The following is a 17,397-nucleotide window of genomic DNA, read 5'->3' on the forward strand; positions in this document are numbered from 1 at the left end:
CTCCTTCTATTTTCCCTGCGCCATCCGTTCTAATGCTTTCTTATCTATTTTTCCTACGCTGGTCAGCGGCCATGTCTCTACCCGTTCTATCTGATCCGGCATTTTATACGCCGCAACGCCTATTTCCCGCAGGAACCTGTGGATTTCCTGCAAATCGATCCCGGCTTCATCATCGGTCACAAGGAATGCACATATCCGGTTTCCAAGGGTTTCATCCGGAACGCCGACAACGGCTGCCTCTTTGATTTTCGAATGCCTGCAAAGGTAAGCTTCAATCTCTGAAGGCATGATCTTTTCTCCGGCGCGGTTAATCTGCTCTTTGATTCTCCCGCCCAAACGTAACCTTCTGTCTTTCGTCCACATAGCTTTATCGCCCGTCCGGTAAAATCCGTCCGGCGTAAAGCTCTTTTTATTTGCTTCCTCCGCCATATAATAACCATCAATCGTATACGGGCCTCTGGATAATAATTCCCCAAAAACTCCTTCCGGTACGGCCTTATCTTCTTCATCCACAATCTTCACTTCATCCGCAGGAGACACCGGAGTTCCCTGACATCTTGCGATCAGGGAACCTTCATCCTCCGGGCTAGTAAAGGACAGTAGCCCCTCCGCCGTACCAAATACCTGCATCAGTTTACACGGCCATTCTTCAATGATCTTATCCGCAAGGGAATCTTCCAGCATTGCGCCGCCCACCTGCAAAATCCGCAGGCTGGATATATCATAATCTTCATCCCATTCCAGCATTTCCATGCACACAGTAACCATAGCAGGAACCAATGCCGTTATCGTGACACCTTCCTCTGTAATTGCGTCAAGGATATCATCCGGGCTGGTCGCAGACGCAAGCACAACTTTTCCTCCCACTTCCAGCGTGCCTAAAAGCCCCGGGCAGCATAATGGGAAATTATGAGCTACCGGAAGAGACGCCAGATAAACGTCACTGCTATCCAAGCGACATCTCTTCGCGGACATGCGGGCATTATACATATAATCCGTATGGGTGCGCGGAATCAGTTTCGGAACCCCTGTCGTCCCGCCGGACAGCAAAAGCACCGCCGTTTCATACCCATCCACAGCCGGAAATGCTCCATTTTCTCCACACGTTTCCGCAATCATTCCACTGATATCTCCGGATTCGCTATCTACAAATATATGCCGGATACATGAATATTTCTCTTTCATCGCATTTGCCATCGGCACATATGAAAATCCCAGATATTTCTCCACCACAATATAAGCGGCCGGCTTTGCCAGTTCAATAATTCCTTCCAGTTCTGCCTCCCTGTGGGCCGGCAGCATCATGATTGGCACCGCCCCAATCTTGGAAAGCGCAAAAAACACGATCACAAAAGAAATCCTATTCGGAAGCTGCACAAGCACTTTGTCTCCCTTTAAAATCCCTTTACGCAGAAAAGCTGCCGCAAGACAATCTGCTTTTTGCTTTAATTCCATATAACTGATCTCGTCTTCGCTGTCCGTGACCGCAGTTCTTTCTCCATATTTTTCCGCCCACTTATCAAGCTGCTCTCCAAAGCCGCATCGTTCCCATCCTTCCAAATGCTCGTATTTGCTCATATCCTTCTTATAACTCATTTGATTTGTCTCCTTTCTTATGCGCCGCCACATACGCAGCATATCCCTCAATCTTTACCGGATACAAATGCCATCCCTGGCCTTTCCTGCCTTTTTCTGTAATTTCCCCGTTTCTGACAGAGAAGAAATCCATTCCTCTTCCCAATCCAATACCGATCGCTTTTACATACGCTTCTTTCGCCGCCCAATACTGGAAAAACAGTTCCGGTCCCTCATTTATTACATCTTCCGCTTCTTCTGCCGTATAGAAATTCCCGGCTATCTCCCTGTAATCCGGGCATCCTGCCATTTCCTGCACATCCACTCCGATATCCATTCCGACAGCGAATCCCTCCAGTATGAATTCCCCCGAATGCGAAATATTAAAATTGACTGTCTGCTTTCCTGCGATTTCTTTATGATAAGGCTTACCCAGTTCATTGACAGAAAAATCAACTGTTTCCACATCTAAGTATCTTTTCAAGAGAATTCGCACGATAAGTTTCCCGGCAATATAACGCATCCTGTCTTCAGGAAAGCGGAACTTTCCGGCTTGCTCCGACTCCTGCTCACTCAGGATATATTCATGATTCTTCCAGAAATCTGTCATTTCCGGCCAACAGATGCACCATATATGTATCTCATTTTCACGGATATGAAGTTTGTCTGCTGACAGAAATTCCTTCTCCCCGCATCGTTTAACCTCCATTTATCATTCCCTGAAGCCGTCTCTCAACCTCACTTATTACTTCGTCTTCGTAATCCCGCAGATAAAAATGCCCTCCCGGAAATATTCGGTAGTCAAAATCATTATCCGTATACTTTCCCCATTCGCAGATTGCGCTCTCATCCGCTTCGCCATCCTTTTCTCCGCCAAATGCAGCGATAGGCGCATGCAGTACTATTCCCGTCTTGTCATAATATGTTTCATCCATGGTAAAATCTGCCCGCAGCATAGGCAGAAAGAAATCCAATAATTCCTGATTCTCCAGTATCTCTTTTGGCGTCCCCTCAAATCTTCCCAGTTCCCTCTTAAACTCTTCATCCGGAAGATGATAGATCGGATTCGGCTCCGGAATACTGGGAATCCGGCTACCGGAAATAAACAGACAGCTCGCTGTATATCCGACCGCTTCCAATCTCTTTTCCAGCTCATAGGCAATCTTACCGCCCATACTGTGCCCCCATAAGGCATACGGTCCATCCACAACCTCTCTTACTGCCTCTTCCAGATCATCTAACATAACCGGCATATCTATATACGGCTTCTCCATGATCCGTTCTTCCCTTCCCGGAAGCTGAACCAGACATACCGTTACTTTTCCCTGCATCTTTTTCGCCCACTGGTTATAAGCAGAAGCGCCGCCCCCCGCAAACGGCAGACAAAACAAAGTTATTTTCTCTTTGTTAATATTTTCTGTATTTTTTATCAACTTCAAATTCACTTTTATGTTCCTCTTGCATCATGTTCTTTTTTATTCTGTTTATTATCATTTTTTGATATGCTTTTCCCAAGCATTTCTTATTCCTATCCAGGATTAGTTGACTCTAACTATTTGTCAAAAAAAAATTTTTGATCCATCCCAATATTAAACCGGACGCCAAAACAATATGCGCTACCATAATCCCGTTTACGACCAGGAAATATCCGGTTACAGAAAAAACACCTGCTATCGCGCATTCAATAATTAAAATTGCCCTCGCGCGCATACCATAAACTTTCTTTTCTTTCTCATCCAGTTTCTTACTGCTGGCATCCACCGGTGCCATAACAAATATGACTCCAACTGCAGCAAGCCATATGATCCGTATTTGCCACATCACAGCCGAACCAGACGCCAGATACTGACCGCACAGAAGGACAAGGATACTGGAAACAACCATGCAGCTCCCTGCTTTTTCTAAATGAATCCCTCCGGCATACTGCCTTAGAACAGTAAAGGGCAATAAAAAGACTAGCATCTCCAGCCAATTCCCCGTTACAATGCCAAGTATGACAATGATAAGGTATATCGCCACCCTGCCCAGCAGTACGCCGTAAGCATATTCATACAGCCTGCGGTCTTTCTCTTCAAGAATCCCGTTCCTGTTTTGCACTTCAAAAAGCCAGCCGGTAGTTTTTTTCCACACTAGAATTTCCTCATTTTCTTAACTTCTTCCGGCTCTTCTTCCTGATAGTACAGCCAGTTGCACGCCAGATTTGCCGTATATGCCGTCAGGCAGAGTGCAAGACAGTTTACAACTCCAAGTACTTTGATACCCAAGCTTTTTCTGATTGTTTTTTTCATAGTTACATGCCTCCATTTTTTTCCGATAGTTTACACAAAAATCGCCCTTTTTTCAATTACCGTGGCAAAAACGGTAACTTTTTGGGCGATTTTTGCACATCTTTATTTTATTGTAAAGATCAGCTTAACAGAGAACTCCTGTTCTCCGACCTCCACTCTCATAATTCCAGCATACTTTTTAACCAGTTTTCCAACCGTATGCAGTCCGATCCCGTGACTGTCTGCATCTCTTTTGGTGCTTATGTACCGGTCCTTGTCCTTTAACAGTGGAACAACATACCCGTTGCAAAATTCCATAACAAGGAAATGTTCCTCATTTCCCATATACATCCTGCATTCCACATATCGGCCATCTTTTGTCTTTTCTGCCGCTTCCAGTGCGTTATCCAAAAGATTACCTACGATTGAGATCATATCCAGTTCTTCCAGAAAGTCCAGCCTGAGATCATTACCCAGGGTAATCTTATAGGAAATATTCTTAGATTCCGCAAGGAATTTCCTTTCGCACAGGATGCTGTTCAAGATCGGGTGTTCGCAATACACACCTTTTTGAAGGCTCTGAATCCGGACACCTAAATGTTCCATAATCTCCTTAACCTCTTGATTTTCTCCTTCTTCCATCAAACCGGCTACTGTACAAATAAATTTATTTATATCGTGTAAGAATGCCCTGTTATCCTCATTGACCTTATTCATATACTGTAAATTAGCAATCTCCGCCCTGCTTTTCTGGTAAAGCCGGTCCATCTTCTTCACTTCTTCTGATTTCTCTACAAACCGGTCAAACACTGAGAAAATGAAGATATTCGTCAATAGCAGCAGCGAAGCTCCTACCGGAACCATAACCCTGTTCATTCCTTCAAAAGAAATATTTGAATAAAACACACATCCTAATATAATGATCGTAGCGGTTGGCAGCATGAGCAGCACAGTAAAAGTTTTATTCTCAATCGTCAGATAATTCCTTTTTCTCGTTACCTGATTAATGCATTTAATAAACAGAAATGTCATGGTACTCATTAGTAGTAGCGCTAATGTTTTTTCTATTTCCGTCCTAAAACCCTCAGATGCACCAGTCACGCCATACGCATTCGTAAGCGTTGCAAAGAGAAATTCAGGAATAATTGCCAGCACATAATAGCAGCATACTATAACCAGCTTCTTCCATATATTTCCCCGGAACACAACCATTGACACAATCATATACGTTACCGGAATCATTACCATATTAAATACTGAGGATTCCAAGTGGTTGATTCCGAGCATTATCAGTGCTACGACAAAATATATGAGAAATTTTCCCCAAAAGTTTTCTCTTCTGTATGGAAGCATGTTCTTTTCCAGATCTTCCAACAGATACATCTGAAGAAGGCAGATCAAAAAATCTCTTACTATCATACCATGCCGTTCCTTTCCCCAAGAAACATGATCAGAGCGTCAGCAAACTGACCTTTTCTCGACCTTGAAACATTCAATTGGATTCCCATCTGTAGCAGCGCCACATTCTTTTCCAATCCTTCCACTTTCGCCAGATTTACAATATAACTGTTATGTGCATACTCAAATCCCCTTCCGGCCAGACGTTCATATAAATCGCCTAAAGATTCCTTACAATGCATCTCATCTATCTCCCCCTGCCTAGCAACGTATATAGAGCAACCCCTTTTCGCCAGACAGATATATAAAATGTCTTCCGTATAGATACGAATTACTCTTCCCGCTGATGTAACCGTCACGGAAGAATCTCCACAGTGCAATTTTACTTTTGATAAAATTGCAGGGATTTCCCTTTTTAGACTTCTGTCATGCAAGTCTTTCATAATATACCGGAACGGCTGCCCAATATTGATGCTGTCTGAAGTCGGTTCAAAGTATCCGGAGCAGAACACCAATATCGCTGCCCTATTGTATTCCCTCAGCTTCAGTACCGATTTATTCCCATCCAATCCGGGCATACGCATATCCATAAAGACCAAATCATGCAAAATATCAGCATTTTTCAGTAGTTCCTTTCCTGACTCGTATTCATAAAACCGTATCTCGCTCTTAGGAAGAATCCCTTCCGTTTCTATAACCTTCTCTATTTTCTCCCTGTAATTTTTATCATCATCGCAAATTGCTATTTTATACATCTATGTCCTCCTAAGTTAGTTTCCTCTAACCCTCTTTCATAAAAAATCCATCCTGCAGAATCTGAATCCTATGAGCATTTACTCTTCCTATAGTTCGGGTTCCAAATCTGCAAAGATGGGATCAGCAAAAAATTCCTGTATTGTGACATCCAATCCATCGCATATCTTTTTTATTGTAACTACGCCAGCATTCTTACTCTGACCATACAAAATATTCTTTAATGTTGAAGGAGGAACGCCAGAACATACCGCCGCCTCATTCACTGTGATATCTTTCTGATTAATCAGATCGTTTAAACGATATATGACCGCTGTTTTTATATCCACGGTATCGACCACCTTTTTTTCTTCTATTTTATATAAATCGGCTTTAAAAGGTCGCCCATATATAGTCTTTTTGATCTATATACGATATTTTTTTAACAGTTTTTCTTATTCTAGCAGAAATCCGCTAAATTTCTATATTTTATTAGATACATGAAACCCTGTGAGAACATTTCTGATCCTACGCAGGGTTTTCCACTTTGTTATAAAATTTTTATATTTTGCAGTATGCTGGATCGGAGTTATCATTCAACTTTCCTTCTGCTGCCGATTGTAAAAACATATTTTTACGAATAAATATTCAGCAGTTCTTCCGGAGAAAGCAGTGTAATCCAAAAGGAAAGAAAATCCTTTTTATTCCTTGTCACAATCGCATCACACTGATTCTCCTTCGTACAAGTTGCAAGTAGGCAGTCTTCAAAATCAGATACTCTCTGCAAATAAGCAGGCAGCACATCTTCGTTCGTCACTGTCAGCACTTTTGCTATGTCCAAAACGGAGCCAAGTGCCTTTCTATAAATTTATACCGTTCTTACATCCCGATCAGCTCCTCTCTCCAGCTCATCTTTTCCCTGCTTTTCTTGGATTTTTCTCTTATTGATTTCCAGTCGTTCATGAATAGATGGCTTCTTTGCCTTCGTAGTTGCTTTATTCTTTTCTGTTTGCATACTCGAAACTACCTTTTTCACAGCTTTGTCATTATCCCCTTTTGTCACATTCGCTGCCCTTGACGCTTCTACTCTGCTGTCCTGCTTTTCTGCAACCTGCCGTTCCTGCTTTTCCTGCACACTTTTTTCTTCCAGACTGCAAAAGCTCTGCAAATATGGCAGCACATGGTTCTGCATATCGGTCAGATCTTCCATACACTTCTGAAACTCTTCATTTCCCTTGTTTTTCAGATAACCAATCCAGCTTTCATCCGTAAGTTTCAGTTCATTTTGGAGTTTCAGCTGACTTAAAATACCGCCATTTCCTGTTCCAATATCTATTTTCCCTTTGAAATGTTGCAGCATTTTATCGCCTTTTTCCGCATAATATATAGTAAAAAACATCTGGGCTGTTACCATCGGCTCATCCGTCCTCGGATTACGGTCTGCGTACCATTCCTTATCCTTCTGTGCAGTACGGGAATCCAGATCTGAGAGCTTCTGACAGCGTGGTTCCATCAGCTCTCGCTTTTCACAGTAATTCACATACACCATCGGCTCTGTTTCTTTGGATATATCTGGTTCGTAGGATTTCAGCCGTTCCAGCAAAACACCTGCCCACACGGACTGCTCACAGTCTTCTTCAATCACATCCTTCAGAAAGGAAATATAAGAACCAACATTTCCACTTTGCAGATCCAGCATGACTTCCTGTATGGTATCCTGCCCTGGCTCTACATGGTCCCGATAGTCATACGGATCGAAGTCTTCCGCAATCTCATCCAATGCTGCTGCCAGTTCTTCTGTTGTCATTTTTTTCGGATACATTGCCTCACGCACATCCTGAATCGGGATATATTTATAATCAGGCAATGCTTTATGAATCTTCTCCAAACCTTCACGCACCACCGGCTGATCTTTTAAAAACCGCACATTATCCAAGAAGTCGCCGTGTATCGTTGTTCCCATTACAATCAACAGTTCTGTTTCATCAAACAAGCTATCCTCCGGATCACGATAAATAATCCCCATTCCACTGCCTTTATAAGCGTTTTCCGGATCTTCTCTGTACTTCTCATAGATTGCTGCGATTTCTTTCACATCTGTGCTTTTCTCATAAGCTCCCATATCATGAATTTCATCACATTCTGCAGCATAATATTCCAGATAAGCTTCTTTCTTAGGCGGCATATTATTGAGTACATTATCAATCATGTTATAATTGGCCTCTTCCAGTTCCTCCACCTTTGCCAATGGCTTATATTCGCCCTGGCTTTTCTGAATCTCTGCCATTACAGCTTCATCCATTTCTTCTACTTTTTCCATCAACTGATCATAATCCCCACGGATGCGTTCTCCCGTCCAGCCTTCGTCTTCCAAAAGTTCCTCCGCCGCTTCTTCAATAGAAATTTCATCATTCTCATAAATGCCACCATCCATCAAGCGGAAATCTTCATCGTAAAAGGAATAATCATATCCTTCTTCTGTTCTCTGAATAGCAAAATATCGTTCTCCTACCTCATATGCCAGTTCACTAAGAACCTGTTCTTCCAGATTCAGGAAAGAATCCAGCTGTTCAAAACTGATACTGTCTACAAAATGAGCAGTTACCTTTTTCCCGTCATTCAGAACTATGATATCACTGACAGACAGGGAATGCCCACGGAAGTCTTCCGGTCTGTCAATGTTGAACTTTTCAAAAATATCATCCAGTGACATATTTCCTGATAATTCACCAACATAGACCAGCTTATAATCTTCTTTTTTTATCTGCATACCATGACTTTCAATAAAACTCATATTCATAAATGCATAGTTTTCTCCCGGTAAATCATCCCGAATCTGATAAATTCCAAATGTCCTTCTTGTTCCTAACAACAGATTTGCTTCTTTCAAAGATTGAATCTGTGGATATTTCTGCATTTCCCATTCCAGGTTACGGAAACGCTCCAGTTCTGTCATAGACATCTGATAATGCTCCGGTCCTCGTTCAATTTCCATGCGTTCTGTGACATACATAGGTGATGAAAAATTAGTGATCAGATAGATATCTGCTCCTGCATCGTATAATTTCAGTGCTTCTTCCTGCTCAATGACACTCATAGGCTCCTGAAATGCTCCTAAATTTTCTTCTGCATAATCTAGGTTGTTATCTTTTATCCGTTCCCACATCTGCGATTCCATTCCAAACAAACCGTCATGTGCCTGTATCATTTCTTTACTCGCATATTCACCTTTACTGCCAGCACTGCCAAGACAATAAATCTTAGAACCCATTCTGTGATAATCCAAAGCTGCTTCTTTTCTAAGTGGCACCATATCTTCTTCCATATATCCATAGTCACGTAATTCCAGCTTACCTATGGTTGGATCTGGCAGTTCCTGAATATCCATTCTTGCGTCATCCAGCAAATCCTCTACACCTTCTGAATCTGCCTGGCTCACTGCATCTGCCAGATTTCTTACCAAAGCCCTAACTTTCTCTTTCTCGCCGATCAGATTCGCATATTCAAAAAGCTGTCCTTTTACATCTGTTGATATTTCTATACCTCTACTCTCTGCCTGATTGATCTGTTCCTGCGTATATTCCTGCATTTTCTGCGTTTCTCTACCTATTATCCTGTTTCTTGCCATATAAGTTCCTCCTGTATTCTGAAAAATGGCATAACCCACAGAACATATTTTCTGTCAGATTATGCCATCTTCCTTGTTTTCTTATTCCAGACCAAAGTCCCGTTTTCTGTTATCCTTGCCAGTTTCACTTTCCCGCTGACTCTTTTCTTTACAAATCTGCAGTTTTTCATGGATAGAACCACGTGCCGGTCTTTCTTCTTTCTCATCTGATTCAGATACTTCTGCTTCTGCATCTTCCCGTTCATCCATATTGAGCAATGCATTTAGCTCTGACAGTCGCTCCAGTTTCTGGTTCAACTCCTCTTCTTTTGGAAATGGCTTTCCCACTTCTTCTTTCGCATTTGCCATCTGTTCATACACTGTTTCCAATCTTTGTTGTGCTTCTGAAAGCTTCTCTGGATAACTGTCCAACAGATTGTTGATACGGGTAATATTTCCAAGTGCATCTGCTCCAAGATGAACTTTCGAGACAGCCTCATGTTTGACAGATAATATAAATTCTTTACTCCATCCATCAAACTGAATCCTCATATTGAATCCCTGATAGTTTCCGATATCCATCGCAGCATCTACAGTTTTAATATCTTTACATACCGCCAGAAGTGCTGCTCCTGCCTCTTTCTTTTCTGTGAACACTTTGCCACCAATCTCCATAGTAAACTGCTCTGGATCTGTGCTTTTATGCTCAGAATAATGAGCGATGTCTGCCTTGTAGCTGTCAATGATTTCTGTCAGTTTTGCAATCTGTTGTGGAAAATTCCTTGCAATATCATCTTCCAGGCGGTACTGGTTATTCATGTGGTTGGCTTTTAAAAGTTTTAATTTTGCCACATCAACATCCAATGCCATCTTCTCTTTTACTGCTGGATTTCCGGTTGCAAGAGCTTTGACCTCTGCATAGGAAAGTGCCGCTTCGTCCACATCTTCACAGCTTCGCACAGGTGCTTTACTGGTCATAATCTGAGAAATGAATTTCTGCTTGTTCTCAATCAACTGCCACATGTAGCTGTCAAATGTGGATTCTGTTACATATCGGAAGATATGAACCTTTTTATTATGATTTCCCTGGCGGATAATACGCCCTTCTCTCTGTTCCAAGTCAGATGGTTTCCAACCAATATCCAGATGATGCAACGCAATCAGACGATCCTGCACATTGGTCCCGGCACCCATCTTTGCTGTTGAGCCAATCAAAAAACGAACCTGCCCGGATTTCACTTTTCCAAACAGCTCCGTCTTCTTTGCTTCTGTATTTGCATCATGAATAAAAGCAATCTCTTTTTCCGGTACACCTTTTTCCATCAATTTCTGCTTCAAGTCATCATAAACATTGAAGCTGCCATCGCCTTTCGGGGTACTCAAGTCACAGAAAATCAATTGTGCAGATTTCTGTGCTGCCGTGCCTTTCCAGATCTCATAACTTTTCTCTGCACAGACTGATATTTTGCTTTCTGGATTATCTGGCAATAATTCGTTCACCAAACGCTGATCCAATGCCAATTTTCTTCCATCGTTGGTAATTTTCAGCATATTATCAACCGAAGCATCTACCCCTCCGTTTCTGACAACTTCTGCACGTTCCCCCAGACTTTCTACGATTTCTTTCTGCTGTTCCGTTGGTTTCAGCACCACTGTTTCATATTCCGCCTCTGGCACAGGAAGCTTTAACTGATCGGAAGTCTTGATATCTGCAATCTCCTTAAACATATTCATCAGTTCCGGAATATTATAAAATCTTGCAAATCTTGACTTTGCACGGTAGCCTGTTCCTTCTGGTGCAAGCTCAATGCTCGTGACTACCTCGCCAAAGGTGGAGGCCCAGGAATCAAACAGTCCAAGTCCCATATTTTGTAATTTGCTGTTCTGCAGATACCTCTGCATAACATATAATTCCGTCATGCTGTTGCTAATCGGTGTGCCCGTAGCAAAGGTAATGCCTTTTCCTCCGGTAATCTCATCCAGATACTGACATTTATTAAACATATCCGCCGACTTCTGTGCTTCATTCTGTGCAATCCCGGCTACATTTCTCATTTTTGTATAAAGAAATGCGTTTTTATAACTGTGTGCTTCATCTACATATAAATGATCCACTCCCAGTTCTTCAAACGTAACTACCTGATCTTTTTTCTCTTTCTGATTCAGTTTCTCCAGCCTTGTCTGCAATGTTTTTCTTGTCTTTTCAATCTGTTTGACGGTATAACGTCCACCATCCTGTTCATACCTTGCACTCTGGATTGCCATTTCCAGATCATCAATCTGCCTCTGAAGCATGGCTTCCTGTTTCTCATCAGAGATTGGAATACGCTCAAACTGGGAATGACCAATAATAACAGCATCGTAATTTCCCATAGCGATTCTGGCACAGAACTTCTTTCGATTTGCCGGTTCAAAATCCTTTTTCGTTGCTACCAGAATGTTCGCCCCTGGATATAACTGCAGGAATTCTGCTCCCCACTGCTCCGTCAAATGGTTTGGAACTACAAAGAGGTTTTTCTGAGATAATCCCAGACGTTTGCTCTCCATTGCCGCCGCTACCATTTCGTAAGTCTTCCCAGCTCCTACTACATGTGCCAGAAGCACATTATCACCGTATAGCTGATGTGCGACTGCATTTTTCTGATGCGATCGAAGTTCTATTTCCGGATTCATTCCTGGGAAAGTCAGATGACTTCCATCGTACTCACGGGGACGGATACTATTAAAACGTTCATTGTACACGCTTACCAGTCTTTCTCTCCTCTGCTGATCCTTAAAAATCCAATCTTGGAATGCAGCCTTCAAAGCATCCTGCTTTTGTGATGCCAACATAGTTTCTTTTTTATTCAAAACTCGCACTTCATCCCCATTGTCATTTACGACTTTATCATAGATTCTAACATCTTTTAGATTCAAGGTATCTTCCAGAATCCGGTAGGCATTTGCTCTCTCCGTTCCATACGTTGCATAGGCAAACGCATTTCTTGGACTGTCGGCGTTCTTTCCTGTAATCCTCCACTCACCATTTATCTCAGAGAATTTTACCTGTATTTCCTTCTGCGCAAGATACCTCGGCGTATGAAGCAGTTCCACCATAAACTCCTGATAATCCGAAGGTTCAATCCAGGTGGCTCCAATACGCACTTCAATCTCCGATGCTTCCAGATCTCTCGGCTGAACTGCCTCCAATGCACGGACATTCGGTGTGAATTCTGGATGATTCTCTGCAAAAGTTCTCGCTGTATTTAATTTATCCCTAACATTTCCGGACAGATATTCATCTCCACTTTCCCACTGGTCTGTCAGTGGATTTTTGAAGATAACTCCAACCAGCTCTTCTGTGATTTTCTCTTCGGTCTTTCCGGTCAACTGTGCCATATATGGGAGATCTACTTTAGCCTTTTCATTTAGGGACAAAGCAAGTGCTTCTGTGGCTGTCTCCACACTTGTCACAGCGACCGCCTTTTTAATGGTTCGTTTGGTAAACATGTCCGCTTTCCGCTTCAATGTTCCATCTTCATTCAAGTCTTCCAGGGAACACAGCAGACAATAAGAAGAGTCATCAGAAAATGCACGTTTGTTAGCATTACTTCCAATAACTCCATACTTTGCTGTGTAGGTATCATACACCTGATTCAGTTTTTTCTGCTGTTTCTGGATTTCTTCGTCTGTGACAAATTCTTCCATCTGCATGGCGATCAGTTCACGAACGGTATCACGGATTGCAACCATGCCTTTTACACGTTCTGCAGTGGCTGCAGGCATTTTCACCTGATTCATCAAAGAATTGACACGGTAATATACCTGATCATCTACCACCGTATAGCTGTAATTTCGAACATTCGGATCTGCCGGAATACTCTCTGGCATCTCATCCAGTTCTGCCTCTATATCTACTGCCGCTACCATGCTTCCCTTGATGTGTTTTACAGCTTCTTGTAACTGTAATTCCAGATCAGCTCCTTCCATTGGAGCACAGGTTGTTTCCATACCATACGGACCGGACACTTCTTTCATCTCACCAAGAATCAATCCCGGATGCTGAACAAAATACTTGTTAATGGTAATCCCATTTGCATCACTCTCCAAATTCACCCAGTCTGGCATCTCTTTTGTGAAACTCTCACGCTTCTGGAAAAACAAAATATCAGCACTGACTTCTGTTCCTGCATTTGCCTTAAAAGCTGTGTTCGGCAGTCGGATTGCCCCCAGCAAGTCTGCACGCTCTGCCAAATATTTCCGGACTTCCGGTGATGCCTTGTCCATAGTTCCCTTTGTTGTGATCAACGCAGCTACACCACCTGGACGTAACTGATCTATAGTCTTGGCAAGAAAGTAATCATGAATCATAAAATTGTAGCGGTCATACTGACGGTCATTGACCTTATATGCACCGAATGGCACATTTCCGATTGCCACGTCAAAGAAATCATTGGGATAATCCGTCTTCTCAAAGCCTTTGATCTGGATATTGGCATCTGGATAGAGAAGTTTAGCAATTCTGCCACTGATGCTGTCCAGTTCCACTCCATAGAGTTTGGACTGGTTTAGATTCTCTGGAAGCTTTCCAAAGAAGTTCCCGACTCCCATAGATGGCTCCAGGATATTTCCCTTTGTAAATCCCAGATTCTCCAACACCTGATACATACTTTCAATCACAATCGGCTGTGTATAATGAGCATTTAATGTGGAAGCTCTGGCTGCAGCATATTCTTCCGGTGTAAGGACGGTCTTTAATTCCAGATATTCTGTCTCCCATGCAGATTTTGTCTCATCAAATGCATCTGCAAGACCTCCCCAGCCAACGTACCTGGATAAGATTTCCTGTTCTTCCGGTGTTGCATTGCGATTCTCATCCTCACATTTCTTTAACAACTGGATAGCCATGATATTGGCACGGAACTTTTCTTTTGCTGTACCCTGTCCAAGCTCATCATCTGTGATGCGGAAGTTCGTTGCTGGAATCGTTTCTGATATTCCGTTAATCTCTTCCAAAGATTCTTTTTCTTCCGATACCTCAACTTCTCCAGATAATTCTTTTTCTTTTTTATCATAATCTGTCCACACACGTTGAGAAATAGCAGTAAAATACAAGGACTCTTCCTCCATAATTTCTTCCCTGATTTCCCGTAATTCATCTAAAGTATCCGCATTTACAGTTTTGTTGTGATAATGATAATAAAGTACTTCTTGTCCGAGTTTTACATCCAGACGTTCCAATTCTTGTGTTGACATTCGATTCCAAATATCATCTTTTTCCGTATGAATCGTGAAACCTTCTCCATCATCATGATATTCTAATGTGTATTGAAGTCGATTCGCTTCTCCCTTAACTTTGCAATCAAAATCGTGGATTTTTGTTCTGGTACCAGACATATATTCTGAATCAACTAATCGCAAATCAGTTATATCTTCCGCTGTCAAAGTATCCTGCTCCAGCTGTTCTCCTAACATCTGCTGTGCTTCTTCCAAATCTGCCAGTCTTTGTGCTTCCTGTCGTTCTTCGTACTTTTCCATTTCTTCCGGTGACAAATAATCATCTGTGCGGATTAACTGGCGAACACGTTCTGCAACCTTGTTCCACTTTAATAAAACTTCTACCTCTGGACTGCCAATTTTCCCTTTTGCAAGTTTTAATCCTTTTGCATCATGGGATGCGTCGGAAGCATCTGCTCCTGGTATTCCGGGTGAGGAACCACCTGTTCCATACTCATTTTTCAGGAACTCAGCTGCATCTTTCATATCATGATGTTCCATGAAATACTCATAGATTCGGTTACGTCCTCCTGCAGTAATGCCGCCTCTTCTTAACACTGCGTCAATTTCATCCTGTGTGATAAAGGATAGTGCCGGACGTTCGACCGTAAATTTCTGGTCTACCCAGGAACGCTCCCTCTGAAGATCCTGAAAGCGTTGGAAATATTCCGGATTATGCTGAATCTCCCAGCGGTGATAATCTCCCGGATTCTCATCCATATATTTCTGCAGCCATTCAAAACGATAGACAATCGCATCTGCTTCCTCTTGATCTGTCCATGCTCCACTCACTACATCCTGCCAGTCTGAATATGATTGTTTCTTTTCCCAGTTTCTGCAAGTATCCCGAAAATGAAGTGCAAGAAGATTGGTCATTTCTTCCTGCTCCTGTTCAATGGCATTATTGGAAATCAAATTATCCACGTAATTTCCATCCTCATACATATCCCGAATTCTGTTCGCTGCTTCTTCCCACGTAACCATGCGGTCAAAGTTTCTTCTGGCAGAGTCCCCTCGCCGGATACGGATACCATCATTGTCATACCAGATACTGATTTTCTGACCATCTATGGTAAATCCTTTGCCACCAGTTCCATATTCATCTTTCAGAAAACTCCGCATTTCTTCATTATCCAGACCTTCAATCAGTCTTGCTGTAATATGAAACAGTGTATTTTTCTGTCCGCTTCCCGTGCGGAGAATATCATTTACCACTTCATCGGAAATAAGAAAAGCGGCTGGCTGTTCCAATGCAGCTGCCGCTTTCCTTATTTCTCCTAACTGTTCCTCTTCTGTTGGGAACAGACTTAACTGTAAATAATCTCCTGAATCACCAGCTCCTCTGCCTGTGCCTTGATCTGGTTCATGTGTCTGGTCCATGCCATCCCGTCTGCCATTTTGTCCGGTGCCGGATCTTTCTCCAGAAGTTCGTTCATCAGGTCGTCTACTCTCTGTCTTGCCTGGCTGTCGATCTCCATCAGATGACTGTCCAGACGGTTCTGCAGTGTCAGAATGTTGAACCTGGCTACCTTGTGATTTCTCAGATACTCTTTCCGCATCATTCCGTACTTGCCGATGGTTCCTCTCGTCTCTTCCAGGCTGATATCTGGAATCTGATACTCTCCGTTCTGGCTGTAACTGATCTCTCTCATAGTCTGTTTCCTCCTTTTTTTCTTCTCTATCTTCTGTGTTATCTGTATTGCTTTCACGAATTAACGTGTTAAATTCATTATATGCTACTTCTTTTTCTTTTGCAACCGTTTTCAGGTCATTTTCCAGATCATTCAGAACATATCGTCCAATCTGCATCAGAACTGGTCTGCTGATCTCGTTGACTGCACTTCCCAGATGTCCTAATACTTTCAGCTGATTGAAGTCCGTAATATGCCGAAAATCCTCTGCATCCAGATATTCCTGTACATCCAGTCCACACCTGTTTAGTAATACATACCAGACACTATTGGTCATCAGTTCCCGGAATTCTACTTCCTGATTCTGTTCGTCCAGTTCTTCCAAAAATGTCCCTGTCACATCCAGTCTCAGTTCTTCCAATGCATCTGGAAGCCATTCCTGCATACTCTCCTTCGCTGCCTGATGCAGACTTTCAGCAAGCCCTCCTTCTGTATCTTCCAGTGATAACTGCTCCTGCAGATAATCTGCAACCAGTTGTTCACCTTCCATTGGAAGATTCCATAACTGTGGATCTTTTCCCAGATTCCGCACTTTATAAGTGTCCTGCACATCAAATACATACCGAAGTTTTGTTTTTGGTCCGGAAGTATTGTCAATCAAGGCAATCCCCTTGGATCCCTTTTTGATCCAGCGGTACATCTTCTGATTCCAGATTTCCATGGATGCTGCGGCAGTTGCTTCCGGTCGCTGTGCATAAATTAAAAGCTGTTCTGGAAAAGTATATTTGTACAGTCTGGATGAAGTGTTTAGGAACCGCATCCATTCCTGCGGACTGGCAGCTACATCTTTTGCCACCTCTTCCGTCAGCTGTTCCATTGCATATAATTTATTTGCCATGTGCTACTCCTTTTCATAAAATCAGGGACTGCT

At 42.5% G+C, this 17,397-nt stretch carries 11 protein-coding genes; all 11 read right to left on the minus strand.

Annotated elements, in window-relative coordinates:
* Positions 1-6 precede the first annotated feature (6 nt).
* The 11 genes from H8S40_RS10880 to H8S40_RS16555 all read right to left on the minus strand — a co-directional run bounded on the left by H8S40_RS10880 (position 7) and on the right by H8S40_RS16555 (position 17,364).
* A complete protein-coding gene (locus H8S40_RS10880) occupies positions 7-1,596 on the minus strand; it encodes a (2,3-dihydroxybenzoyl)adenylate synthase (protein WP_186582097.1) in 1,590 nt (529 codons plus the stop codon).
* Complete coding sequence (locus tag H8S40_RS10885) at positions 1,586-2,284, minus strand: 4'-phosphopantetheinyl transferase family protein (protein WP_186582098.1); 699 nt, start codon at positions 2,282-2,284, stop codon at positions 1,586-1,588. Before H8S40_RS10885 ends, H8S40_RS10880 begins: the two co-directional genes overlap by 11 nt.
* Positions 2,274-3,020: a thioesterase II family protein gene (locus H8S40_RS10890; RefSeq protein WP_186582099.1), complete on the minus strand. Its 747-nt coding sequence runs from the start codon at positions 3,018-3,020 to the stop codon at positions 2,274-2,276. Before H8S40_RS10890 ends, H8S40_RS10885 begins: the two co-directional genes overlap by 11 nt.
* Before the next feature lie 103 nt (positions 3,021-3,123).
* Complete coding sequence (locus tag H8S40_RS10895) at positions 3,124-3,705, minus strand: accessory gene regulator B family protein (RefSeq protein ID WP_186582100.1); 582 nt, start codon at positions 3,703-3,705, stop codon at positions 3,124-3,126.
* On the minus strand, positions 3,705-3,863 hold the full coding sequence (locus H8S40_RS10900; RefSeq protein ID WP_015528432.1) for a cyclic lactone autoinducer peptide: 159 nt from the start codon (positions 3,861-3,863) through the stop codon (positions 3,705-3,707). Before H8S40_RS10900 ends, H8S40_RS10895 begins: the two co-directional genes overlap by 1 nt.
* 102 nt (positions 3,864-3,965) lie before the next feature.
* Positions 3,966-5,261 (minus strand): sensor histidine kinase, encoded by a 1,296-nt coding sequence (locus H8S40_RS10905; protein ID WP_186582101.1) that lies wholly within the window; start codon positions 5,259-5,261, stop codon positions 3,966-3,968.
* On the minus strand, positions 5,258-5,995 hold the full coding sequence (locus tag H8S40_RS10910; RefSeq protein WP_055059676.1) for a LytR/AlgR family response regulator transcription factor: 738 nt from the start codon (positions 5,993-5,995) through the stop codon (positions 5,258-5,260). The genes H8S40_RS10905 and H8S40_RS10910 overlap by 4 nt, the downstream gene beginning before the upstream one ends.
* An 87-nt stretch (positions 5,996-6,082) precedes the next feature.
* Positions 6,083-6,322, minus strand: a complete 240-nt coding sequence (locus H8S40_RS10915; RefSeq protein WP_054337273.1) for a helix-turn-helix domain-containing protein — start codon at positions 6,320-6,322, stop codon at positions 6,083-6,085.
* A gap of 284 nt (positions 6,323-6,606) precedes the next feature.
* Positions 6,607-6,813, minus strand: a complete 207-nt coding sequence (locus H8S40_RS10920; RefSeq protein ID WP_024728263.1) for a PIN domain-containing protein — start codon at positions 6,811-6,813, stop codon at positions 6,607-6,609.
* Between the two features lie 27 nt (positions 6,814-6,840).
* Entirely contained in the window at positions 6,841-9,600 is a 2,760-nt protein-coding gene (locus tag H8S40_RS10925; RefSeq protein ID WP_186582102.1) for a YodL domain-containing protein, read from the minus strand.
* A gap of 81 nt (positions 9,601-9,681) precedes the next feature.
* Complete coding sequence (locus H8S40_RS16555; protein WP_186582103.1) at positions 9,682-17,364, minus strand: helicase-like domain-containing protein; 7,683 nt, start codon at positions 17,362-17,364, stop codon at positions 9,682-9,684.
* Positions 17,365-17,397: the final 33 nt, after the last annotated feature.

This window comes from Ruminococcus hominis, from assembly GCF_014287355.1.
Lineage (GTDB): Bacteria > Bacillota > Clostridia > Lachnospirales > Lachnospiraceae > Schaedlerella > Schaedlerella hominis.

What these genes read in the sequence shown, in the direction of transcription:
- H8S40_RS10880 (WP_186582097.1), bottom strand. Translation starts at nt 1,596, where the DNA reads ATGAGTTATAAGAAGGATATGAGCAAATACGAGCATTTGGAAGGATGG.
- H8S40_RS10885 (WP_186582098.1), bottom strand. Translation starts at nt 2,284, where the DNA reads ATGGAGGTTAAACGATGCGGGGAGAAGGAATTTCTGTCAGCAGACAAA.
- H8S40_RS10900 (WP_015528432.1), bottom strand. Translation starts at nt 3,863, where the DNA reads ATGAAAAAAACAATCAGAAAAAGCTTGGGTATCAAAGTACTTGGAGTT.
- H8S40_RS10905 (WP_186582101.1), bottom strand. Translation starts at nt 5,261, where the DNA reads ATGATAGTAAGAGATTTTTTGATCTGCCTTCTTCAGATGTATCTGTTG.
- H8S40_RS10910 (WP_055059676.1), bottom strand. Translation starts at nt 5,995, where the DNA reads ATGTATAAAATAGCAATTTGCGATGATGATAAAAATTACAGGGAGAAA.
- H8S40_RS10925 (WP_186582102.1), bottom strand. Translation starts at nt 9,600, where the DNA reads ATGGCAAGAAACAGGATAATAGGTAGAGAAACGCAGAAAATGCAGGAA.
- H8S40_RS16555 (WP_186582103.1), bottom strand. Translation starts at nt 17,364, where the DNA reads ATGGCAAATAAATTATATGCAATGGAACAGCTGACGGAAGAGGTGGCA.